Raw genomic sequence first — 21117 nt, 5'->3', positions numbered from 1 at the left:
ATTCCTCCTGCTTGAGCGGTTATTTCTGGATCCGGTCCACCCGCACTACCGGCGGCGTCATTTTTTTATCGAGGCTGCCGTTGATGCTGATCATCTGATCGGGCTTCACTTCGCGGCCATCAAAAACCGCGGCGGGGATAATCACTGCGATGGTGTCGGTTTTATCGCGAAAGCTATAGCGGTCGTTACCGTGCTGCTCGATAAGATTGCCGCGTAATGAGATGGTTGCCCCATCGTGCATTTCCAGGGCCTGGCGCACGGTCATAATTCGTCCGTCCTCCGTCCCGCGGTAGCCATCGTCAATTTTATGCGGCGGCGGCGGAGCGGCATCTTTTTTAAATCCCCCGTCATCCGCGGCATAAACGCCCTGAGCCATCAGCGCACAGAAAATAACGGGCAGTAATTTTTTCATCAACCATACCTCCGGCATATTTTTGTCTTGTCTTAATAAGTCTGGTTGCTGATGTTCATTTTCACAAGTTCCGTACCTGGTGAGTCGCCCGGGAAATATTTTTAACGACTTCACCGCCCGCGTAAATATGCGCGCCGGACAGCATTAAAAAGGCGCTAAATATACCGTCAGGCTTGCGATAGAATAATCCTAAAATGCCAAACGCCGCTGGCGCCTCTCATTTTGAAAAGTTTCCCGGCAATCAGTAAATTACCGATGGGAGAGGAATCAAAGCGCCAAAATTATAACAGCGAAGCCGTTCAATTATTCTTCAATATTCCACGGCAGGCTGACCAGGCAACTACGCTTACTCTTTTAACACGAGGAGGTCAGTATGAGCGACAACGCTAACAATACCGCGAAGTATCCCCGTCCCCCCTTTGTTGACCAGCCGCAATCGCCGCCGGGTCTTGCCGAAGAGATGAAGCCGCAGCCGGATCACGGTGAGCTGAGCTATGTCGGTTCCGGGCGGCTCGCCGGTAAGCGCGCCTCGATTACCGGCGGCGATTCCGGGATTGGGCGCGCGGTCGCGATCGCCTTCGCCCGCGAAGGCGCCGATGTGGCGATAAACTATCTGCCGGAAGAGGAGGCCGATGCGGAAACCGTGATTGCCCTGATTCAGGCCGAAGGACGTACAGCCGTCGCGATTCCGGGAGATGTGCGCGACGAATCCTTCTGCGAAACCCTGGTGGAACAGGCCGCCAGCGAACTCGGAGGGCTGGATATTCTGGTCAATAACGCCGGACGCCAGCAATATTGCGAATCACTGGAAGAACTCACCACCGCCGACTTTGACGCCACCTTCAAAACCAACGTTTATGCGGCCTTCTGGATCACCAAAGCCGCCCTGCGACATCTTAAAGAACACAGCGCGATTATTAATACTTCATCCGTGCAGGCCTTTAAGCCGAGCCCCATCCTGCTGGACTACGCGCAAACCAAAGCCTGCCTGGTGGCGTTCACGAAATCGCTGGCCAAACAGCTGGGGCCGAAGGGTATCCGGGTAAACGCGGTCGCCCCCGGTCCCTATTGGACGGTGCTGCAGTCAAGCGGCGGCCAGCCGGATGAGAAGGTGCGTCAGTTCGGCGCCGATACGCCGCTGGGGCGTCCCGGGCAGCCGGTAGAGATTGCGCCGCTGTACGTTACCCTTGCCTCTGATGCCTGCTCCTTCACCTCCGGCCAGGTGTGGTGCTCCGACGGCGGCGACGGCGTGCTGTAAATCCCGCGCGGCGGCGCGCCCCTCAGCGGTGCGCCGTCGTCTTAAGACAGGCGAGGTATTTCTGCGCTGAGTCCAGAACGATCTGCCGGGCATTTTTGGGGACGTTCTGCCCCTTAAAGGCGCCGTACAGCGCCCCGAAAGGCGTATCGCCCAGACGTTCAACGATCTTCTCCACGCTGGCGGCCGCCAACGGCAGCAAATTGGGATAGCTCCACATAAACGAAACGGCGCGCGCCCCCGGCGTCACCTGGATAATATCGCCCGCCAGCATAATACCGTCATCTTTCGCCCAGTGCAGAACGGTTCCTCCGGCGAAATGGCCTCCCAGGCGCAGCAGCCGCACCGCCGGGAGGATCTCCAGCGCATCTCCTTCCCATAGCGTGATGGCCGGGCTATCGCGCATAATCCATTCGCGATCGCTGGCGTGGAGATAAATTCGCGCATTAAAGGCGTCGGCCCAGTCCTGCATCGTGGTGTAGTAATGAGGATGGGAGATGGCGATCGCGTTTATCCCGCCCAGGGCGGTAATCAGCGTTTTGCTGGCGGCATCAAGATTGGCGATGCAGTCCCAGAGAATATTCCCCTGCGGCGTGAGCAGCAGAAACGCGCGCTGATCGATTGCAAATTTCGGTACCGTCCTGACGCTCAACAGCCGATCGTTATGCTGCTGCCACGTATTCGTATGCGTCTCGGTCAGATCGTCTGGCTTGATCCAGACCTGCCCGCTGGCCGGGACGTACTGGCGTTCATCCTCACAGATACGACAATGGTTCAGGGTGTTGCCGCGATCGTCGTAGGACGTCCCGCAGGTTGCGCACAGCTTAATCATCACTTCTCCTTAAGAAATCATTCAGGGAGCCGTAATGAGTATGGCAGACAGGGAATTTATGGCAGGAGGTGAGCATCTCAGGGCTTCCGTGCCCTGAAAGAGAAGTTTATTCGAAATAAACGTCAGGGTTTTCCGACAGCGACACAAAGGTTTTGCTGTTTTTATCCAGAGCGCGAATGTCACCGCTTTCAATATCGTAGAACCAGCCGTGCAGACGCAACGTGCTATCCCGCAGACCCACGGCAACCGACGGGTGGGTTTTAATATTGTTCAGTTGGGCGATAACGTTTTCCTGCACCATACCGTTGACTTTATCGGTCTCGTTGGCCCAGGTTTTCTTCTCCACGACGGCTTTCGCCGCATCGGAGTAGCGCAGCCAGTGGGAAACGGCAGGCATGGGGTCCAGGCACTGGCAGGTGGCGATGGCTTTCATCGCGCCGCAGTTGGAGTGGCCGCAAATGACGATATCGGTCACGCCCAGGGCCACGACGGCATACTCGATCGTCGCGGAAACCCCGCCCGGCTCAGGACCGAAAGAGGGCACGATATTCCCGGCATTACGGATCACAAACAGCTGGCCCGGCTCCTGCTGGGTCACCAGCTCCGGCACCAGGCGGCTATCGGAACAAGAGATAAACAGCGCTTTAGGATTTTGGCTGGAGGCCAGGCTGCGGAAGAGCTCTTTACGTTGCGGGAAAATCTCTTTCTGGAAGTTGAGGAAGCCCTCAATGATATGTTGCATAGCAGTGTCTCTTTTCTCTGTTTTAATGACGATATGACAAAGATCACATTTAGCCAGTTTATCACCGACGCGCGAAATGGGAATCGTTATTCGAACAGGCGATGAAACATCGCGCCGTAAAGTCGGGTGACAGCGCGCTAAAGATTGTTTATTTTTTGACGGTGAAACAATCATGAGCGGGAGCCGGATGCGACTTTAGCGCTCAACATCAACCAGGAGCGTTTATGTTTTTATCCAGCCTGATGGCCATTGCCGCCGTACTCATCATGGGCGTGATCAGCCCCGGCCCAAGCTTTATTTACGTGGCCCGCAACGCCGTTGCGCGCTCAAGGATGCATGGTCTGGTCACCGCGCTGGGAACCGGGACGGGGGCGGCTATCTTTTCGATTATGGCCATGATGGGGCTGCAAAAAGTGCTGACGGCAGTGCCGGAAATGTTTATTGGCCTGAAGGTCGCGGGCGGCCTCTATCTGCTCTGGCTGGGGTATAAAATCTACCGCGGCGCGGCGCAGCCGATGGATTTTGCGGCAGGCGGCATGGCGGCGGAACATTCCCTGCTGAAAACCTTCCGCGATGGCCTCTATACCCAGCTCAGCAACCCAAAAACGGCGCTGGTGTTCGCCTCTATTTTTACCGCCCTGCTGCCGGAGCGCATCCCGCTGGCCTTTTACTATATCGTGCCGCTGATGAGCTTCCTGATTGACGTCAGCTGGTATTCGCTGGTGGCCCTGGTGCTCTCTTCCGCGCGACCGCGCAGCGTCTACCTGCGCATGAAGCGTAAGATCGATATCGTCACCGCCACCGTGCTGGGCGCGCTCGGCCTGCGCCTGATTGCCACTTCGCTGTCAAAGTAGGCCAGCAAACCGTTTAAACGGTATAAATACGAATATCGTGTTCGCTAAACGCGTCGCGATATTCGCGACTGATATTCTCCTCGACCACCAGCACGTCAATGGCGCTGCTTTCGACCACCACAAAGCGCGCCACCGCCGGGATTTTGTCCGAGGTCAGGCCGACGATGATTTCGCTGCACTGTTTTATCACCGCTTTTTTAAATTCACAGTCGGCGTAGTCAAAGCCCGTCAGACCGGACTCAGGCGCCATGGCGCAGCCGCCGATAAATCCCTGATCGAAGAGCATGCCCTGAATCTGCGCCACGGCGGAGGCGCCCACGCAGCCGCCGCTTGCCCGCTGGATTTGACCGCCAAGCATCACCACGTCATACAGCGGTTTTTTGAGCAGTACGGCAGCGATCTCGGGAGAATTCGTGACCACCGTTAACGCCAGCTCCGCCGGCAGCGCTTCCGCCATCGCCAGGTTAGTGGTGCCGGTATCGATAAAAATGCAGCCGCCGGGCTTCACCAGCTTTGCGCACTTCTGCGCGATCCTGCTTTTTGTCGCCGTATTTTTCTCTTTGCGCTCGCTATAGTCCCCCGCCTCCGGCAGGGTCATCACCGCGCCGCCGTAGACCTTTTTACAGTACCCTTCGCGGCTAAGTTCATGTAAATCACGGCGAATAGTATGCTCGGAGACGTTAAGGCGGCTGGCGAGTTCGGCGCAAACCACCCTGCCGTTCTCCTGCAGGATCTGGCAAATAAGCGCTTGTCGTTGTTTAGGAAAAGCAGCATAATCGAGCACAAATAACTCCTGATAAAATCTTTATCGAGCAACAAAGTGCATGATCGTGCATTCAGACCCTGACTGTCAATACACCCTATAAAGAGGTTTGCTATGAAAATTGCCCACATCGCCCTATGGACCCGCCAGCTTGAGCAACAGGCCCGCTTTTGGGTGGCCTTCTTCGACGGCGAGATTAATGAGAAGTACTGCAGCCAAACCAACCCGGGCTTTGAGTCCTTTTTTGTCAAGATTGGCGACGGCATTGCCATTGAGCTGATGACCAAGCCGGGGCTTGTCGCGCAGACGGCGGATAACAACCACACCGGCTGGGTACACCTGGCGATTACCGTTGGCGGCGCTGAAAAGGTCGATACGCTGGCAAACCGCGCCGCCGCGCAGGGGATTCTGGTCTCGCCGCCGCGGACCACCGGCGATGGCTATTGTGAAGCGGTGATTAAAGACCCCGATGGCAACCTGATTGAAATCGTCGCATAGTATCAGGCACTGACTCAACAGGAGACGCCCGTGGCCAACTATCGCGTAATCGACAAACAAAACTGGCCGCGTAAAGATCATTTTGATTTTTATCGCGGTTTTGCCAACCCCAGCTTTAATCTCTGCGTTCCTGTCGAGGCGCAGCGGCTATATGAGTGCGCGAAAGATCGCGGCGTCTCGTTTTTCCAGCTGGCGCTCTACGCCCTGGTTCGCGCGGCGAACGGGGTGCCGCAGCTGAAACAGCGGCTGCTGGGCGACGATATTATCGAATATGACCAGCTGGCGGTAATGACGCCGGTGATGACCGCCCAGGAAGGCTTTCGCCAGGTCTGGTGCGACAACGCCGCCGATTTTGCCGCCTTCAGCCATGCCGCCACGCCGAACATTGAAGCGGCGAAACATACCGCGCCGGTGCCGCTTATCGTCAACGGCGAGAATTTCTTCTGCGCCAGCTGCCTGCCGTGGCTGCATTTCAGCGCCATCACTCACGCGGAGTATTACGTCGGCGCGGCGGTGCCCGCCCTCACCTGGGGCAAGCTGAAAAACGGCATCATCCCGGTGGCGGGCAAATTCAATCACGCCTTTGTTGACGGCCTGCACGCCAGCCGCTTCTTTGCCCGAGTCGAAGAGGGGTTCGCCGAGCCGGAGACCCTCTGGCAGGCAGAATAAATATCGTCCCTGTCATTCCCCTGCCCCGACCTTTCCCGGGGCGGCTTCCCCTCCCTGCGCTGCTGCAAATCCAACACGCGGGTTGCCTCAGGTTGCAATTGCAGCAGCCCGCGCGCTTTCCACAAAACCTATCTCACTGATTAATAAACATTAAAAATGAAATGCGTTCTGGCATAGCCTTTGCTTTAGCTGTCATATAACCCACAGGAATTATTAACTATTTAGATAGTTATTTTTTGCATATACCGTTTATTGAACCGTGAGATGTGACTATGCCCGACGAAAAACTAACCCTTCGCTATACCCGCCAGACGCCAAAGGCATACGTTATCCGCAGCGATGACGAAGCGATCGCCATCGCCCATGAGATCGCGGCGGTACTGCAGCCCGACGCGGCGCAACGCGATCGCAGCGGCAGCGTGCCGCCGGAGATTATCGATACCTACTCCAACAGCGGCCTGTGGGGGATTACCGTCCCGCGGCAGTGGGGCGGAGCCGAGGTTTCTGCCGCGACGCTGGCTCAGGTGATTGCGATTATTTCCGCCGCCGACCCGTCGCTGGGGCAAATCCCGCAGAACCACTACTGCCTGCTGGAGGATATTCGTCTGCAGGGCAGCGAAGCGCAGCAGGCCTTTTTCTTCGCTCAGGTGCTGAAAGGCTATCGCTTCGCCAATGCCCTTTCTGAGACCGGCGGTAAGACGGTGCTTGATATCCGCACCCGCCTGGAGGCCAGCGATCGCGGTCTGCGCATCACCGGTCGTAAAGGATACTGCACCGGATCTCTTTACGCCCACTGGATCGGCATTCTGGCGCTGGATGCGGAGAATAACGCGCAGCTGGCGTTTGTTCCGCGCGAATCTGCAGGGCTGACGGTCATCGACGATTGGGCCTGCCTCGGCCAGCGCACCACCGCCAGCGGGACGGTCCTGGCGGAGGATCTGGCCGTCGAGCCTTTCCACCTGTTCCCGACGTGGAAATCCTACGCGACGCCAACCCTTGCCGGGCCGTTTGCCCAGCTCACCACCGCCGCCATCGATCTGGGGATCGCCCGCGCGGCGCTTAGCGATACGGTAAGCTTTGTCAGCGAATTCGCCCGGCCGTGGATTGATGCCGGCGTTGAGCGCGCCAGCGACGATCCGCTGACTATCTATCAGATAGGCCAGCTTGACAGCCGCCTGGCGGCCGCCGACGCGCTGCTGGAGCGGGCCGGGAAGGTGCTCGACCGGTATAAATACGATCTGAGCGAGGATAACGTCGCCCAGGCGTCTATCGCCGTGGCGCGCGCCAAGGTCTTTACCACCGAAGCGGCGCTGGAAGCCGCCAGCCGCCTGTTTGAGCTTAGCGGCACTCGCTCGACCAGCATCGCCCTCAATCTTGACCGCCACTGGCGCAACGGGCGCGTCCACACCCTGCACGACCCGGTGCGCTGGAAATATCAGCTGCTGGGCAACTGGGTGCTCAACGGCATTCGTCCGCAACGCCATGACTGGAACTGAGATGAACCGCGCGCTGGCTTTTTTCGCGAATATCGACTGGGGCGACGTGGCGCAGGCCAGCGTCGATACCTTGACCATGCTGGGCTGGTCGCTGGGCTTTACCGTGCTGATTGGCCTGCCGCTGGGGATTGTGCTCTATCTCAGCGGCCAGCCTCGCCTGCTTCACGCGCCGCGCCTCTATCGCCTGCTGTCGCTGGGGGTCAACGTCCTGCGATCGCTGCCGTTTATCATTTTATTGATCGTGATGATCCCGGTGACGACGCTGATTACCGGCACTTCGCTCGGCGTTGAAGGCACCATCCCGCCGCTGGTTGTCGGCTGCGCGCCTTTCTTTGCCCGGCTGGTTGAGACCGCGCTGCGCGAGGTGGAGCACGGTCTGGTGGAGGCCAGTTGGTCAATGGGCGGCAACACCTGGCAGCTAATCTGGCACACCCTGCTGCCGGAGTCGCGCGCCGGGCTTATTGCCGCCGTGACCGTGACCGCGATTTTACTGGTCGATTATACCTCCATGGCGGGGGTCATCGGCGGCGGCGGGCTGGGCGACCTGGCCATCCGCTTTGGCTATCAGCGCTTCCAGACGGACGTGATGGTGATAACCGTTCTGCTGCTGATTGCTCTGGTGCAGATAGTACAGATGAGCGGCGATCGTCTGGTGAAGGCGATGAGCCGCAAATAACAATAGCTTCAGGAATAAGACAATGAAAAAAACAACACTCGCAGCCGGGCTCCTGGCCCTCTTCGCTTTATCCGCCAGCGCCAACGAGACGCTGACCGTGGGCGCGACGCCGGTCCCCCATGCCGAAATTCTCGAGTTCGTGAAGCCCGAGCTGGCGAAACAGGGGGTCGATCTGAAAATTAAAGTCTTTAACGACTTTATCCAGCCTAACCAGCAGCTGGCGGAGAAAAATCTCGACGCCAACTACTACCAGTACCGCCCTTTCCTCGATAACTACAACCAGACCCGCCACACCCATCTGCTGCCGGTGGTCGGCGTGCATATTGAACCCTTTGGCGCTTATTCGAGTAAATATAAAACGCTCAAAGAGGTACCGGATGGCGCCACCGTTGCCATTCCGAACGATCCGGTGAATACCGGTCGCGCGCTGGTGATGCTCAGCAATGCCGGGCTGATTACCCTGAAAAACCCGCGAGATCCGCAGTCGGCGACCAAAGATATCACCGCTAATCCGCACCGTTTTAAAATTCGCGAGCTGGAAGGCGCGATGCTGGCGCGGGCGGTGAATCAGGTCGATCTGGCGTTTATTTTCGCCAACTATGCGCTGGAGGCCGGAATTGATACCGACAAGGCGCTGCTGGTGGAAAAAGGCAGCGACCTGTACGTCGAGTATCTGGTGGCGCGTCCCGACAACATCAACGATCCCGGCATTCAGACGCTGGCGAAAGCCCTGAACTCAGACCGCGTGCGCAGCTTTATTCTCACCCGCTATAAAGGCAAAATTTTGCCCGGTTTTTAATCGCCGGATGTTCATCGGCAGCCTGCGGGCTGCCGCTTAATTTCGTTAACAGAGCCGCTATCGTGACGCAAAAACCCAACGCCACAACGCATATTCAGCTAAGCCAGATAAGTAAAGCCTACCCCAACGGCGTGCAGGCACTGCGGGTTATTAATCTGCAGATCGCGCAGGGAGAAATCTTCGGCATTATCGGGCGCAGCGGCGCCGGAAAATCAACCCTGCTGCGCCTGTTCAACCGCCTGGAAAATGCCGATAGCGGTGAAATTATCATTCACGGCGAGCATACGCGGCACTACTCCCGCAGCCAGCTGCGCGACCTGCGCCGCCGGGTCGCGATGATCTTCCAGCACTTTAATTTGATGGCCACCAAAACGGTGGCGCAGAACGTTGAGCTGCCGCTGAAAATGGCCGGGGTACCGCGGGCGGAGCGGCGGCGACGGGTCGATGAGATCCTGGAGCTGGTCGGCCTCAGCGCCCTGCGCGACAGCTGGCCGGCTAAGCTTTCCGGGGGACAAAAGCAGCGTACCGGCATCGCCCGCGCGCTGGTTACGCAGCCGGAGATCCTGCTGTGCGACGAAGCCACCTCGGCCCTCGACCCGGAAAATACCCTGGCGGTGCTAAAACTGCTCAAAGAGATTAATCAGCGCCTCGGTCTGACCATCGTACTGATCACCCATGAGATGGACGTCATTCGCACCCTCTGCGACCGGGTCGCGGTGCTTGAGCGCGGAGAAATTATCGAACAGGGGGAGGTGTGGCGAGTATTTGGCCATCCCCGGCACGAAGTCACCCAAAGCCTGCTCGGCACGCTGCACCATGACCGCCCGGACGAGCGTCCGCCGCTGAGCGGAAATCAGCAGCTGGTCACGCTGCATTTTGACGGCAGCAGCGGACATGAACCCAACTTACAGCATATCGCCGCCCTGCTGGGCGACGATGCTCGCCTGCTTTACGGCAGCTGCGAGCAGATTCAGGGACGGGTGATTGGCCAGCTGCGGGTACGCCTGGCGACACCGCTGGCAAATCAGCGCTTAGCGCAGCATGCCGGCTGGGTAGCAGACCGCCTGACCTTCTCCGGCGAACCGACAGCAGAGAATGCTGGCGCTTAGCGCAAAAATGACAGATTAATGCTGAATTATTGCTAATGCTAAATCGCTATAAGCCATAGCTTTTCGGTGTTAGACAGTGCGCGGTGCGCCTCTTATCTTTCGTCATGATTTGTAAATATTTTACGCAATTCTTTGATGAGGGAGCACTTTTGTCCAGACTACTGCACGGGTTAAAAACCAAACAGACGCGGTTCGCGCTTGCTCTGAAAATCGCGTTGCTCGGCGGCGCGGTGGCATTTTCTTCGGTCGCCATCGCCGACGACATTTTAAAAGAAGGGATCACCCCGGCCAGCGATGCCAGCCAGATCCCCGCCGCCGCGAAGCTGCGCAAAGATACCGTCGTGGCCGGCATCTCCGAGCCGCAGGGCATTTTTAACCCCTACTTTTTCGTCAACGGCTGGGATGAGAACGTCACCAACGTGATTTTCTCTCGCCTGATCGACTGGGACAGCCACGGCAATCTGGTGCCGGGCCTCGCCGAAAGCTGGACGGTGAGTCCGGATAACAAGGTCTACACCATCAAGCTGCGCCCCAACCTGACCTTTAGCGACGGTTCGCCGCTGACCGCCGACGATGTCGCCTTTACCCTTACCGTGCTGCTGGATCCGAAATACGACGGCGATACCGATATCACGCTCGCCAATATTGCCGGCGGCGCGGAGTACAAAGCGGGGAAAGCCGATAGCGTCAGCGGTCTGAAAGTGCTTGACCCCTTAACGCTGCAGGTGACCACCACCCAGCCGGGCGCGACGACGCTGGCAAAAATTGGCGGTCCGGTACTCTCCAAAGCCTATTACGGCAAAGGCTACCAGCGCGGCAACCTCGACTATCTGCGCACCCTGCACGGCAAACCGCTGGGCAACGGTCCCTACGTTTACGACAAATACATCCCCGGCCAGGAGATTCGTTTCCACGCCAACAGCCATTTTTATCGCGGTACGCCGCCCACCCCGCGCTTTATCTATCGCGTGACCAACCCGTCAACCAACTTCCAGCTCTTCCAGACGGGTGAAACCGACTACGACGCCTTTACCTCGCGTCCTGACGATATCGAACAGCTGAAAATGCTCGGCTTTGCCAACATCAACCTTTACGGCTCCAGCGACTACAGCCAGGTGGAATTTAACGTCCGCCGCCCGGCGCTGAAGGACGTGAAGGTACGCCAGGCGCTGATTTACGGCCTCGACCGCCAGAAGCTGATTGATGTGGTCTACCAGGGCTACGGCAAGGTGGCGATTGAGCCTATCGCGCCGATCTCCTGGGCCTGGAACGCCGACGGGGTAAACCCGTATCACTACGACCCGGCGCAGGCGAAAAAGCTGCTTGACGAAGCCGGCTGGAAACCGGGGCCGGACGGTATCCGCGTTAAAGAGGGCAAACGCCTGGAGTTAACGCTGCTGGTGAGCAAGAAAGTGCTCAACGATGCGCTGATCCCCATCGCCAAAGAGAACTGGCAGCAGATTGGCGTCCTGTTAAAACCGCAGGTCGTCGATTTCAACGCCCTGATGGCGCAGCGTAAGTCGGGTAATTACGATCTGGCGTCGTTCAGCACCAGCACCCTTAACGACCCGCATGATGGCGTGTGGGATTTTTACAGCGCGGAAGCGAAAGAGTCCGGCTATAACAACCCGCAGGTCGATAAGCTGATTACCGAAGGTAACTCGGTGCTCGACGTCGAGAAGCGTAAGCCTATCTACCACCAGCTGTATCAGGTACTGGCGCAGGACCCGCCGGTGATCCTTCTCAGCTACCGTGAAATTCTCTCGGCGAGCAGCGCCCGGGTCACCGGCTTCAAACCGGATATCTACAACGGCCTGACCGGCAGCCTGCCGGATGTCAAAATCGTTAAGTAAATCCCCGGCCGCCGGGATGACCGGCGGCTGACGTGAGAATGTCATGAGAAATTTCATCCTGAGACGGCTGCTGCAAACGCTGCCGATGCTGCTGCTGGCCTCCTTTATTATCTTTATGCTGTTTGCCAAAACGCCGGGCGATTTTATCGACGGCAATATCACCCTCACCGCCGCCCGCGCCGCCGAACTGAAAGCCATTTACGGCCTGGATCAGCCGCTGCTCACCCGCTATATCCACTGGCTCGGCCAGCTGCTGCGCGGCGATCTCGGGTTTTCGCTGCAGTACCAGATCCCGGTCAGCCAGCTGCTCAACCAGTACATCTGGAACTCTTTCCTGCTGGCCAGCGTGGCGCTGGTATTTTACTGGGGAATTGGCCTGACGGTGGGCGTGGTCTCAGCGCTGAAGCCCAATTCTGCGTTCGATCATCTGGTGAGCGTCGCGGTGTTCGCCGCCATGTCGTTCCCGACCTTTTTTCTCTGTCTGCTGCTCATCAAGTGGTTCGCCGTCGACCTGCACTGGCTGCCGGTGGGCGGCATGACCAATACCGGCAGCGACGACAGCGGCTGGGGGTATGTGCTGCAGGTCGCCGCCCATCTGGTGCTGCCGGTACTGGCGCTGGTGATGCTCCAGGCGGGCAGCCTGACCCGCTATTTTCGCGCCAGCATGCTCGACGTGGTGAAAATGGATTTTATCCGCACCGCCCGCGCGAAAGGGCTGCGCGAACGCACGGTTATCCTCAAGCACGCCCTGCGTAACGCCCTGCTGCCGATCATCACCCTGCTCGGCTTCGAGCTGCCGGGGCTGTTCTCCGGGGCGATCATCACCGAAAAAGTGTTTAACTGGCCGGGGGCCGGGCATATTCATATCGATTCGCTGGCCGCCCGCGACTACCCGGTGTTAATGGGTTTCACCCTGTTTCTGGCGGTGCTGACCATTCTTGGCAACCTGATTGCCGATGTGCTTTACGCGTGGGTCGACCCGCGCATTCGCGTGAGGTCCTGATGCTCAGCTCTCTGTTTTCTGCTAACCGACGCCTGCGCAAGGCGGAAATCCCGGCGCTGGCGCAGGTGACCCCATCCCCCTGGCGTCAGGCCTGGCAGGCGCTGCGCCGCAATCGCCTGGCGATGCTGTGCCTGCTGCTGCTGGTCGTAATGGCCCTCTGGTGCATACTGGGGCCGCTGTGGTCGCCGTGGAAAGACGATGCCACCGACGCGCTGATGATTAACAGGCCGCCCGGCGCGGAACACTGGCTGGGTACCGACTTTCTCGGTCGCGATATTTACACCCGCCTGCTGCTGGCCGGGCGCATTTCGCTGATTATCGGCCTGCTGACCATGCTGCTGTCGGTCACCCTTGGCTATCTGCTCGGCGCGCTGTCGGGCTACGCCGGCGGCCTGACCGATAAACTTATTATGCGTTTTGCCGATCTGGTGATGACTATCCCCGGCCTGCCGCTGCTGATTGTCGCGGGCGCGATGCTCTCGGAGCTCGATTTCTCGCCGGACTCACGCATCTATATGGTGGTGATTATGCTGAGCCTGCTGGAGTGGCCGAAGCTGGCGCGGCTGGTACGCGGGCAGTGCCTCTCCCTGCGCGAGCGCGACTTTATGCTGGCGACCCAGGTGCTGGGACTGTCGGCGCGACGCCGTCTGTTTGGTCATCTGCTGCCGAATACGGTACCGATTCTGGTGGTCATGGCGACCATGGCGGTGGCGAACGCCATCCTCAGCGAGTCGGCGCTCAGCTACCTCGGGCTTGGTGTGGTACCGCCGACGCCGTCGTGGGGCAATATGATGGACGCCGCCAACAGCCTGATCGACTTTCAGCGCCGGCCCTGGCTGTGGATGCCGCCGGGGATCGCCATTTTTATCACCGTCATCGCCATTAACGTGCTGGGCGACGGCCTGCGCGACGCCATGGACCCTAAAATGAAACAGAGGCTGAAATGAGTCGCGCATTAATCACCTTTAATCAGCTTTCGGTCTCTTTTGCCGCCGACAAAAACCGGGTACGCGCGGTACAGGATGTGTCGTTCACTATTCGCGCCGGGCAGACCGTTGGCGTCGTCGGCGAATCCGGCTGCGGCAAAAGCGTCACCGCCATGTCGTTAATGGGTCTGCTGCCACCGCAGGCGGCGCGCATTGACGGCGGGGAAATTCTTTTTGAGGGCCAGGACCTGCTGCGGCTGAAAAACGCCCGTATGGCCGACCTGCGCGGCAATCAGCTGGCGATGATTTTTCAGGAGCCGATGACCGCCCTGAATCCGGTACTCACCGTCGGCGAGCAGCTCTGCGAACCGCTGATTCGCCACCGCGGCGAGCCGCCGAAGGCCGCATGGCGGCACGCTACCCAGCGCCTGACGGATGTCGGGCTGGCGCGCGCGGAGAGCCTGATGGCCAGCTATCCGCATCAGCTTTCCGGCGGCATGCTGCAGCGGGTGATGATTGCCATGGCGCTGAGCTGCCAGCCGAAGCTGCTGATTGCCGATGAGCCGACAACCGCCCTGGACGTCACCGTGCAGGCGCAGATCCTGCGCCTGCTGCGCGACCAGGCGCGGGCCAACCGGATGGCGATGATGCTGATTACCCACGATCTCGGGGTTATCGCGCAGATGGCCGAGCACGTTGTGGTGATGTACGCCGGGCGTATCGTCGAGCAGGGCGCGACCGCCGCGATTCTGCGTCACCCGCAGCATCCCTATACCCAGGGGCTGATTGCCTCGCGGCCGGTGCCGGGGGCCCGGCGCCGACGCCTCTATTCAATCCCCGGCCAGGTGCCGGACCTCGCCGCCCTTCCCGCCGGATGTGCCTTCGCCGAGCGCTGCGCAAAAGCCACCGCGCGCTGCCGACAGAGCATTCCGCCGCTGTCAGGGCAAGACCGGCAGGCCGCCTGCTTTTACAGTGAACTTTCGGAGTCCGTGACATGAGTCATGAATACGTGATTGAAGTGGATGGGCTGAAAAAACACTTCCCGCTGCGCGATGGGCTGTTCGGTCAGCAGACCGGCGTACTGCGGGCGGTGGATGGCGTGAGCTTTAAGATTCGCCGGGGAACGATTTTTGGCCTGGTGGGCGAATCCGGCAGCGGGAAAACCACCGTTGGCCGTACGCTACTGGGGCTGTATGAGAAGACCGCCGGCAGCGTCAAGTTTCGCGGTCAGGAACTTGCCGAACTGCCGCCGCGGGCAATGCGCGCGCTGCGGCCCAAAATCCAGCTGGTGTTTCAGGACCCCTACAGTTCGTTAAACCCGCGCATTCGCATCGGCGACGCCATTGGCGAGGCGATGCTGGAGCACAAGCTCTGTCGCCGGGCGGAGCTGTATGACAAAACCCTTGAGGTGATGCGCATCTGCGGGCTGGCCCCGCAGCATTACAACCGCTTCCCGCACGAATTTTCCGGCGGCCAGCGTCAGCGCATCGGCATTGCCCGGGCGCTGATCTTAAACCCGGATTTTATTATTGCCGATGAGCCGATTTCGGCCCTCGATGTGTCGATTCAGGCGCAGATTATTAATCTGTTTTCCGATCTGCGCGACGATCATGGGGTGACGTTTTTGTTTATCTCCCACGATCTCGGGGTGGTAGAACATCTCTGCGATGACGTGGCGGTGATGTATCTCGGGCAACTGGTGGAGACTGCCAGCCGCGATGCGCTATTCAGCCGGCCTTTGCATCCCTACACCCGGGCGCTGCTGGCGGCGGTACCGACCCTCGATCCGGACAGCGAGCCGGTCGCGGTGGTACAAGGTGAAATTCCCGACCCGTCCCGGCCGCCTTCCGGCTGTCACTTTTCCTCCCGCTGCCCGCAGGCCAGCGACCGCTGCCGTCGCGATATTCCACTATTAAGGGAGGTCGCCGACGGCCACCACGTCGCCTGTCACGCGGTTTAGCGCCGGCCAGGCTTCGGACCATAAAAAAACCGCCCACAGGGGGCGGTTACTTGCGCAAGAGCGAAACGGCTGCGGCTACTCTTCCAGCGCGAAGGCAATAATATCATCGCCCACGTCCGGCGAGTGGCTGGCGCCCCCGGCGGAGATCACCACGTACTCTTTACCGCTTTTCGGTGATTTATAGATCAGCGGCGCCGCCACTGCCCCAACCGGCAGACGAGCGCGCCACAGCTCTTTACCGGTGGCGGAATCCAGCGCGCGCAGGTAGTTATCCTGAGTTCCCGCGAAGAACACCAGTCCGGAAGCGGTTGACGTCGGGCCGCCCAGCGTCGGCATACCCAGCGGGATATGCATGTGCGTTTTCAGCCCCAGCGGACCGGTATCCTCCACCGACCCCATCGGCACCTGCCACAACAGCTGGCGAGTGTTGAGGTCAATGGCGCTCATGGTGCCAAACGGCGGGGTATTACAGGGAACGCCCAGCGCCGACTGCAAAATATCGATCCGCACGCCGCCGTATGGCCCGGCAATTTGCGGCCGCACGGTTCCCATAAAGCCGGGCACCTCGTCGGTGGAGACGTTATATTTCGCCATATCCTCTTTGCGCACCAGCGACATTCTCAACGGCATCCGCATATCGTTGACGAACAGCGTTCCTGTGCGCTCATCGATAGTGATACCGCCCCAGTTCATGCCGCCCAGCAGGCTTGGCCACTCGATGTACGGCTTCTCTGACGGCGGCGTGTACATGCCCAGATAAGTCGACGCTTTGAAGTCGATACGGCACATCAGCTGATCGAACGGCGTCACGCCCCACATCGATTTCTCGGTGAGCGGCTCGACGCCCAGCTGCGGCATGCCGGTGGAGAAAGGCTGGGTGGCGGAGAGATGCTCGCCTTCCGCGCCGTCATGGGCGACAGGCTGCTCTTCCACGCGGGTCACCGGCTTACCGGTACGCCGGTCGAGTACGTAAATCTGCCCGGTTTTGGTGGTCTGGATCAGAACCGGAACCTCTTCGCCCCGCTCGTTTTTCATATGGAACAGTACCGGCTGCGACGGCAGGTCATAGTCCCAGATATCATGATGCACGGTCTGGAAGACCCACTTCGTCTCGCCGCTGCTGGCGTCCACCGCCACCACGGAAGATCCGTATTTCTCTTTGGCCGCGTTGCGATCGCCGCCCCAGTAGTCCGGCGGACCGTTACCGGTCGGCAGATAAATCAGGTTCAGCTCTTTGTCAAAGCCCGGCACCGTCCAGACGTTCGGCGTTTCGAGGGTATAGACGCGACCTTTTACCGGGTCGGTAACGTTTTCCGGCTGGCCGACGTCCCACGCCCACACCACGTTTCCGTTACGTACGTCAAACGCGCGTACCACCCCGGACGGTTCACCGTGCACGATATCGCGCACCCAGCCGCCGAGCACCGCAATATGCCCCATAATCACCGGCGTTGAGGTCGGGTGGTAGCGTTTGCTGTTTTCGGTATTGTCCATACCCTGTTTCAGATCGACGCTACCGTGATCGCCGAAGTCATCGCACAGTTCGCCGGTTTTGGCGTTCAGGGCGATCAAACGGGCGTCGACGGTAGACACCAGGATACGCTGCGGGCACTGCTGCAGCGCCGGGCTGGCCTTCTCTTCTGCGCTCAGCGAATCATCGCTTTGTACATCGTAATAGCCGACCCCGCGACAGGTGACGTGTTCGGCGGTACTTGCGTGCGGGTCAAAACGCCAGCGCGCTTTCCCGGTATCCGCATCCAGCGCCGTAACCACGTTCAGCGGCGTACAGGAGTACAGCGTGTCGCCAATTTGCAGCGGGGTATTTTCATCGACGCCAATCCCGGCGCCGGTTAGCCGGCGGCCGGTGTGATACGTCCAGGCGACTTTCAGGTTTTTGACGTTTTGCGGCGTGATCTCATCGTACGGCGCAAAACGGGTGCCGGAGGCATCGCGGCCGAAGAACGCCCAGTTATCGCTTTTGGCAGCCAGGGTCGGCGTGCTGTCGTCGCTCGCTTTCACCACGCCGTGATGAATACCGCCGTGCGGGTAGAAGGTGGAAACCAGCGTCGCCAGCAGCAGGAGGAAAATCGCCGAGGCGCTCCAGTTGGCGTAGCGTCTGCGCGCAGGCGGGATCGGCAGCGTCGCCGCCAGCCACAGCGCCAGCATCAGCATCAGCGCGGGAACGACCAGCCGGGGGATCAGGCCCCAATAGCTGAGCTGCACTTCATACAGCGCCCAGCAAAGGGTCAACAGGAAAGTCAGAATGGCAAAAGGCAGGACATAGCGGCTGCGGACAAGATAGCCGACGGCGATAAGCAGATAAGCGAGACCGGCTAACAGATACCAGGCGCTGCCGCCGAGAGAGAAGAGTTTGCCCCCCCAGATAGTGAAAAAGAGTCCAGTGCCAAAGCTCAGTAATGCAAAAAGTACCCGGTAAACGGTAAAGAACAGGCCCCTACCGCTACCTTGTTGTTCGTCCATATTTCATCCCATACGACGTCAGTCGAAAAAACCAAAACATCTCATATAAACAGCGCGTTATCAGACCAAGAAAAGCGCATACCGCATATCATGTTGGTTGGACGCTCTCGGACAGAGCGAAGAACGTAAGGAATTATATGTATTTGTAAAAATAATGTAAAACTATCAGGCATTAAATGTTTAAAATTTTTTAATTTATAAAAGTAAGTTGAACGAATGATGGGTTATAACGAAAGCCGCAAAGCCCGCGTTGCATCCGCTGTTAAGCCCGTTTCGATCCAGGCGAATCAGTCCGATCGTCTTGCTATCCTCCCCCCGCTGTTTAATCATACCCGGCGCGTTCATTTGACCGCTTACATCGGGCGAAGCCATTCGCCTTGACACCTGAAGGGGAAAAATTTCATGGCTGTTCAGGAGAGTAAACATGAATAAACGAAAATATCTCACCGAAACTGAGATAAAAAAAATCATCAACGAGGCGTATAAGGGAGCGAACCCGGAGAGGGATCGTTGTTTAATCTGGATGTGCTTCATTCACGGCTGCCGCGTCAGCGAAATTCGCCACTGGCGGCTATCTGACCTTGACTTGCATAACCACTCAATTTACGTCAAACGGCTTAAAAATGGGTTTTCCACCACGCATCCTCTCTTTTCCAGCGAGATGACGTTTATCCGTGAATGGCTGTCGGCGCGTAAAAACTATCGCAACAGCGACAGCGACTGGCTATTTCTTTCGCAAAAAGGAACGCCGCTATCGCGTCAGCGGATCCACGTATTGATTAGCCACTATAGCCAAAGTGCGGGTTTAAGGATTGCGGCCCATCCGCATATGCTGCGCCACGCCTGCGGTTTTTCGCTGGCCGATAAGGGCATGGATACCCGGCTAATTCAGGATTATCTCGGTCACAGAAATATTCAGCATACGGTGCTTTATACTGCGAGCAATGCTGCAAGATTTAAAAATATATGGTGACGCAATAACCAATATATTTCTTACTTGACATAATGTATCAGATTGTCACTAACATAATAAATCGCCAATAACCTGTCAACCAGTAAGGTTTTTCGCATCTCGAAAAATTAAAAACATTAATTATCAATAGATTAGAAACTGACGCGCATTTTCCAGCAAACCCTGACCTCAGACGTCACCCTCCGAAACACCAGATTATTTACCATCCAATCCTGAATTTATGGTTTTTAATATTGCAAAAAACGCCATCCCTGGCATCTACATCTAAAAAATCAACAAACAAAATAGATAAAACTAAACATGACACTTTGATACAAAATGTCTTCTGCAGAAATAAACCTCAGCGTCACTGAATCTATTTCAGCACGACATCTGGCTATCAGATTAATAAAGGCTCATGAGAAATTTATTTCTGTGAGGCTATTACCTTTCTATATTGCATATAAGGACTACCTTATGAACAAGAGTCTTATTGCTGTTGGTCTGTTAGCCGGTGTCATGTCCGCCTCCGTATTCGCGGATGATGGCCGTATTAATTTTTACGGCTCCATCACCGATAGCGCCTGTACCGTGATCAATAATATGACCAACCCGCTGTCGGTTATGATGGGGAATGTCTCCAGCAAAGCCTTCAACGGCGCGGGCTCCACGGCCTCGGCGACCAAATTTATTATTGAGCTGAAAGATTGCCCGAAATCCGCTAAGTCGGCCACGGTAAAATTCGACGGCACGGCGGACAGCAGCGTCGGCACTATTCTGGCGCTCACCCAAGAGCCTGGCGTGGCACAGGGCGTCGGGATCCAGTTAATGGACAATAAAAACGTCGTCGTCCCATTATATACCGCCTCGTCCGCTTACCCGCTGCAGCCGGGCGAAAATAGTCTCGCTTTCGTCGCCCGCTATTATGCGACATCAAGCACCGTAAACGCAGGGTTCGCTAACTCTACCAGCACATTTACCCTCAATTACAACTAACGGATATTTCGTCGGCGTATTTCTGTTGCGCTGGCGTTATTTCCGCGGACCGGCAGCGGCCGGTCCGTCCCTTTTCGTATTTGTGGAGTCAATAGCTATCATGCATAAAGGATATAGAATATTTCCCCTTCTCCTCCTGGTGCTGGCGAGCGAATTAGCGGCGGCGACAGAAAGCGGCGGCGTCACAATTGGCGGCACGCGACTGATTTTTGACGGCGGCAAAAAAGAGGCCTCTTTAAGCGTCAGCAATTCGGATACCGGCCCATATCTGATCCAGTCGTGGGTGGAGCCGCGCAATAACGATCCGGCCAGGCCGCCGTTTATTATTACCCCGCCGCTGTTCCGCCTCGACGGCAATCAGCAAAACCTGCTGCGGATCGTCAATACCGGCGGCCAGCTCCCTACCGATCGCGAGTCGCTTTATTGGCTAAACGTCAAAGCTATTCCGACAAATACCGCCCCGGAAGACGCGAACACGTTGCAAATCGCCGTAAGAACGCGCCTCAAGCTTATTTATCGTCCCAAAACGCTGAAGGGTATCCCGGAAGAGGTGACCCATAAGCTGAAATGGAGCCTGACGGGCAGCAGGCTAACGGTATCGAATCCGACGCCGTTTTACATGAATTTCAACGAGGTCACGGTGGGCAATCATCCCATTACCGAAGCCACCTTTGTCGCACCAATGAGCTCAGCCACGTTTGCTACCCCTGGCAAGGTGACCGGCCTGGTGTCATGGAAAATCATTAGCGACTTTGGCGGCGTGGGAAAAAGCCACACGCAGGTTCGCTAACCCGCCGCTGCCGACGGTTTGCGCTGCGGCGATTTGCCGTCAGCTAAGGAG

Annotated in this window: 21 protein-coding genes; 16 read left to right on the top strand and 5 right to left on the bottom strand. The window is 57.8% G+C overall.

The window, feature by feature from the left end; all coding sequences use genetic code 11:
• Positions 1 to 19: 19 nt before the first annotated feature.
• Positions 20 to 412: a YdeI family stress tolerance OB fold protein gene (locus MKleb_RS11725; protein ID WP_025105854.1), complete on the bottom strand. Its 393-nt coding sequence runs from the start codon at positions 410 to 412 to the stop codon at positions 20 to 22.
• 373 nt (positions 413 to 785) lie between these two features.
• Here MKleb_RS11725 and MKleb_RS11720 point away from each other — a divergent pair, with 373 nt between their 5' ends.
• Positions 786 to 1670: an SDR family oxidoreductase gene (locus tag MKleb_RS11720; protein ID WP_217076693.1), complete on the top strand. Its 885-nt coding sequence runs from the start codon at positions 786 to 788 to the stop codon at positions 1668 to 1670.
• Positions 1671 to 1692: 22 nt separating this feature from the next.
• Here MKleb_RS11720 and MKleb_RS11715 read toward each other — a convergent pair whose 3' ends face one another.
• Positions 1693 to 2499 carry an MBL fold metallo-hydrolase gene (locus tag MKleb_RS11715; RefSeq protein WP_025105856.1) on the bottom strand — a complete coding sequence of 269 codons (807 nt, stop codon included), beginning with the start codon at positions 2497 to 2499 and terminating at the stop codon, positions 1693 to 1695.
• 106 nt (positions 2500 to 2605) lie between these two features.
• Positions 2606 to 3241: a carbonic anhydrase gene (locus MKleb_RS11710; RefSeq protein WP_004119381.1), complete on the bottom strand. Its 636-nt coding sequence runs from the start codon at positions 3239 to 3241 to the stop codon at positions 2606 to 2608.
• A gap of 224 nt (positions 3242 to 3465) precedes the next feature.
• On the opposite strand from MKleb_RS11710, the gene MKleb_RS11705 reads away from it, so the two are divergent.
• Positions 3466 to 4095, top strand: a complete 630-nt coding sequence (locus MKleb_RS11705) for a LysE family translocator (protein WP_014229623.1) — start codon at positions 3466 to 3468, stop codon at positions 4093 to 4095.
• 13 nt (positions 4096 to 4108) lie between these two features.
• On the opposite strand, the gene MKleb_RS11700 is transcribed toward MKleb_RS11705, so the two are convergent.
• Positions 4109 to 4879: a DeoR/GlpR family DNA-binding transcription regulator gene (locus tag MKleb_RS11700; protein WP_004851588.1), complete on the bottom strand. Its 771-nt coding sequence runs from the start codon at positions 4877 to 4879 to the stop codon at positions 4109 to 4111.
• Between the two features lie 93 nt (positions 4880 to 4972).
• On the opposite strand from MKleb_RS11700, the gene MKleb_RS11695 reads away from it, so the two are divergent.
• The 11 genes from MKleb_RS11695 to MKleb_RS11645 all read left to right on the top strand — a co-directional run bounded on the left by MKleb_RS11695 (position 4973) and on the right by MKleb_RS11645 (position 15847).
• On the top strand, positions 4973 to 5356 hold the full coding sequence (locus tag MKleb_RS11695) for a VOC family protein (RefSeq protein WP_217076691.1): 384 nt from the start codon (positions 4973 to 4975) through the stop codon (positions 5354 to 5356).
• A 30-nt stretch (positions 5357 to 5386) separates the two neighbouring features.
• Complete coding sequence (locus MKleb_RS11690; RefSeq protein WP_217076689.1) at positions 5387 to 6025, top strand: CatA-like O-acetyltransferase, family 1; 639 nt, start codon at positions 5387 to 5389, stop codon at positions 6023 to 6025.
• Positions 6026 to 6297: 272 nt separating this feature from the next.
• Entirely contained in the window at positions 6298 to 7521 is a 1224-nt protein-coding gene (locus MKleb_RS11685; protein ID WP_217076687.1) for an SfnB family sulfur acquisition oxidoreductase, read from the top strand.
• A gap of 1 nt (position 7522) precedes the next feature.
• Complete coding sequence (locus MKleb_RS11680) at positions 7523 to 8197, top strand: methionine ABC transporter permease (RefSeq protein WP_025105860.1); 675 nt, start codon at positions 7523 to 7525, stop codon at positions 8195 to 8197.
• A gap of 22 nt (positions 8198 to 8219) precedes the next feature.
• Positions 8220 to 8996 (top strand): MetQ/NlpA family ABC transporter substrate-binding protein, encoded by a 777-nt coding sequence (locus MKleb_RS11675; protein WP_217076685.1) that lies wholly within the window; start codon positions 8220 to 8222, stop codon positions 8994 to 8996.
• A 62-nt stretch (positions 8997 to 9058) separates the two neighbouring features.
• The gene (locus MKleb_RS11670) at positions 9059 to 10105 is read left to right on the top strand and encodes a methionine ABC transporter ATP-binding protein (protein ID WP_217076683.1); all 1047 of its coding nucleotides are present in this window, start codon (positions 9059 to 9061) and stop codon (positions 10103 to 10105) included.
• Positions 10106 to 10254: 149 nt separating this feature from the next.
• A complete protein-coding gene (locus tag MKleb_RS11665) occupies positions 10255 to 11958 on the top strand; it encodes an ABC transporter substrate-binding protein (RefSeq protein WP_025105863.1) in 1704 nt (567 codons plus the stop codon).
• Positions 11959 to 12001: 43 nt separating this feature from the next.
• Entirely contained in the window at positions 12002 to 12961 is a 960-nt protein-coding gene (locus tag MKleb_RS11660; protein WP_025105864.1) for an ABC transporter permease, read from the top strand.
• Positions 12961 to 13908 carry an oligopeptide ABC transporter permease gene (gene opp4C, locus MKleb_RS11655; RefSeq protein ID WP_004851599.1) on the top strand — a complete coding sequence of 316 codons (948 nt, stop codon included), beginning with the start codon at positions 12961 to 12963 and terminating at the stop codon, positions 13906 to 13908. Before MKleb_RS11660 ends, opp4C begins: the two co-directional genes overlap by 1 nt.
• Positions 13905 to 14885: an ABC transporter ATP-binding protein gene (locus tag MKleb_RS11650; RefSeq protein ID WP_049083735.1), complete on the top strand. Its 981-nt coding sequence runs from the start codon at positions 13905 to 13907 to the stop codon at positions 14883 to 14885. Before opp4C ends, MKleb_RS11650 begins: the two co-directional genes overlap by 4 nt.
• Positions 14882 to 15847 carry an ABC transporter ATP-binding protein gene (locus MKleb_RS11645; protein WP_217076680.1) on the top strand — a complete coding sequence of 322 codons (966 nt, stop codon included), beginning with the start codon at positions 14882 to 14884 and terminating at the stop codon, positions 15845 to 15847. Before MKleb_RS11650 ends, MKleb_RS11645 begins: the two co-directional genes overlap by 4 nt.
• 75 nt (positions 15848 to 15922) lie before the next feature.
• Here MKleb_RS11645 and MKleb_RS11640 read toward each other — a convergent pair whose 3' ends face one another.
• A complete protein-coding gene (locus tag MKleb_RS11640) occupies positions 15923 to 18328 on the bottom strand; it encodes a membrane-bound PQQ-dependent dehydrogenase, glucose/quinate/shikimate family (RefSeq protein WP_025105868.1) in 2406 nt (801 codons plus the stop codon).
• A gap of 424 nt (positions 18329 to 18752) precedes the next feature.
• On the opposite strand from MKleb_RS11640, the gene MKleb_RS11635 reads away from it, so the two are divergent.
• The 3 genes from MKleb_RS11635 to MKleb_RS11625 all read left to right on the top strand — a co-directional run bounded on the left by MKleb_RS11635 (position 18753) and on the right by MKleb_RS11625 (position 21066).
• On the top strand, positions 18753 to 19301 hold the full coding sequence (locus MKleb_RS11635) for a tyrosine-type DNA invertase (protein ID WP_025105869.1): 549 nt from the start codon (positions 18753 to 18755) through the stop codon (positions 19299 to 19301).
• A 456-nt stretch (positions 19302 to 19757) separates the two neighbouring features.
• On the top strand, positions 19758 to 20276 hold the full coding sequence (locus MKleb_RS11630) for a fimbrial protein (protein ID WP_025105870.1): 519 nt from the start codon (positions 19758 to 19760) through the stop codon (positions 20274 to 20276).
• 100 nt (positions 20277 to 20376) lie between these two features.
• Positions 20377 to 21066 carry a fimbrial biogenesis chaperone gene (locus MKleb_RS11625; protein WP_025105871.1) on the top strand — a complete coding sequence of 230 codons (690 nt, stop codon included), beginning with the start codon at positions 20377 to 20379 and terminating at the stop codon, positions 21064 to 21066.
• Positions 21067 to 21117 lie beyond the last annotated feature (51 nt).

The organism is Klebsiella sp. PL-2018 (assembly GCF_019048985.1).
Classification (GTDB): Bacteria; Pseudomonadota; Gammaproteobacteria; order Enterobacterales; family Enterobacteriaceae; genus Klebsiella; species Klebsiella michiganensis.
This window is presented reverse-complemented; position numbering and strand designations above follow the sequence as displayed.

Bases quoted from the DNA above. Each gene is read 5' to 3' on its own strand.
- MKleb_RS11660 (WP_025105864.1), top strand. From the start codon at position 12,002: ATGAGAAATTTCATCCTGAGACGGCTGCTGCAAACGCTGCCGATGCTG.
- opp4C (WP_004851599.1), top strand. From the start codon at position 12,961: ATGCTCAGCTCTCTGTTTTCTGCTAACCGACGCCTGCGCAAGGCGGAA.
- MKleb_RS11725 (WP_025105854.1), bottom strand. From the start codon at position 412: ATGAAAAAATTACTGCCCGTTATTTTCTGTGCGCTGATGGCTCAGGGC.
- MKleb_RS11685 (WP_217076687.1), top strand. From the start codon at position 6,298: ATGCCCGACGAAAAACTAACCCTTCGCTATACCCGCCAGACGCCAAAG.
- MKleb_RS11625 (WP_025105871.1), top strand. From the start codon at position 20,377: ATGCATAAAGGATATAGAATATTTCCCCTTCTCCTCCTGGTGCTGGCG.
- MKleb_RS11695 (WP_217076691.1), top strand. From the start codon at position 4,973: ATGAAAATTGCCCACATCGCCCTATGGACCCGCCAGCTTGAGCAACAG.
- MKleb_RS11675 (WP_217076685.1), top strand. From the start codon at position 8,220: ATGAAAAAAACAACACTCGCAGCCGGGCTCCTGGCCCTCTTCGCTTTA.
- MKleb_RS11715 (WP_025105856.1), bottom strand. From the start codon at position 2,499: ATGATTAAGCTGTGCGCAACCTGCGGGACGTCCTACGACGATCGCGGC.
- MKleb_RS11710 (WP_004119381.1), bottom strand. From the start codon at position 3,241: ATGCAACATATCATTGAGGGCTTCCTCAACTTCCAGAAAGAGATTTTC.
- MKleb_RS11650 (WP_049083735.1), top strand. From the start codon at position 13,905: ATGAGTCGCGCATTAATCACCTTTAATCAGCTTTCGGTCTCTTTTGCC.
- MKleb_RS11705 (WP_014229623.1), top strand. From the start codon at position 3,466: ATGTTTTTATCCAGCCTGATGGCCATTGCCGCCGTACTCATCATGGGC.
- MKleb_RS11630 (WP_025105870.1), top strand. From the start codon at position 19,758: ATGAACAAGAGTCTTATTGCTGTTGGTCTGTTAGCCGGTGTCATGTCC.
- MKleb_RS11680 (WP_025105860.1), top strand. From the start codon at position 7,523: ATGAACCGCGCGCTGGCTTTTTTCGCGAATATCGACTGGGGCGACGTG.
- MKleb_RS11635 (WP_025105869.1), top strand. From the start codon at position 18,753: ATGAATAAACGAAAATATCTCACCGAAACTGAGATAAAAAAAATCATC.
- MKleb_RS11640 (WP_025105868.1), bottom strand. From the start codon at position 18,328: ATGGACGAACAACAAGGTAGCGGTAGGGGCCTGTTCTTTACCGTTTAC.
- MKleb_RS11720 (WP_217076693.1), top strand. From the start codon at position 786: ATGAGCGACAACGCTAACAATACCGCGAAGTATCCCCGTCCCCCCTTT.
- MKleb_RS11645 (WP_217076680.1), top strand. From the start codon at position 14,882: ATGAGTCATGAATACGTGATTGAAGTGGATGGGCTGAAAAAACACTTC.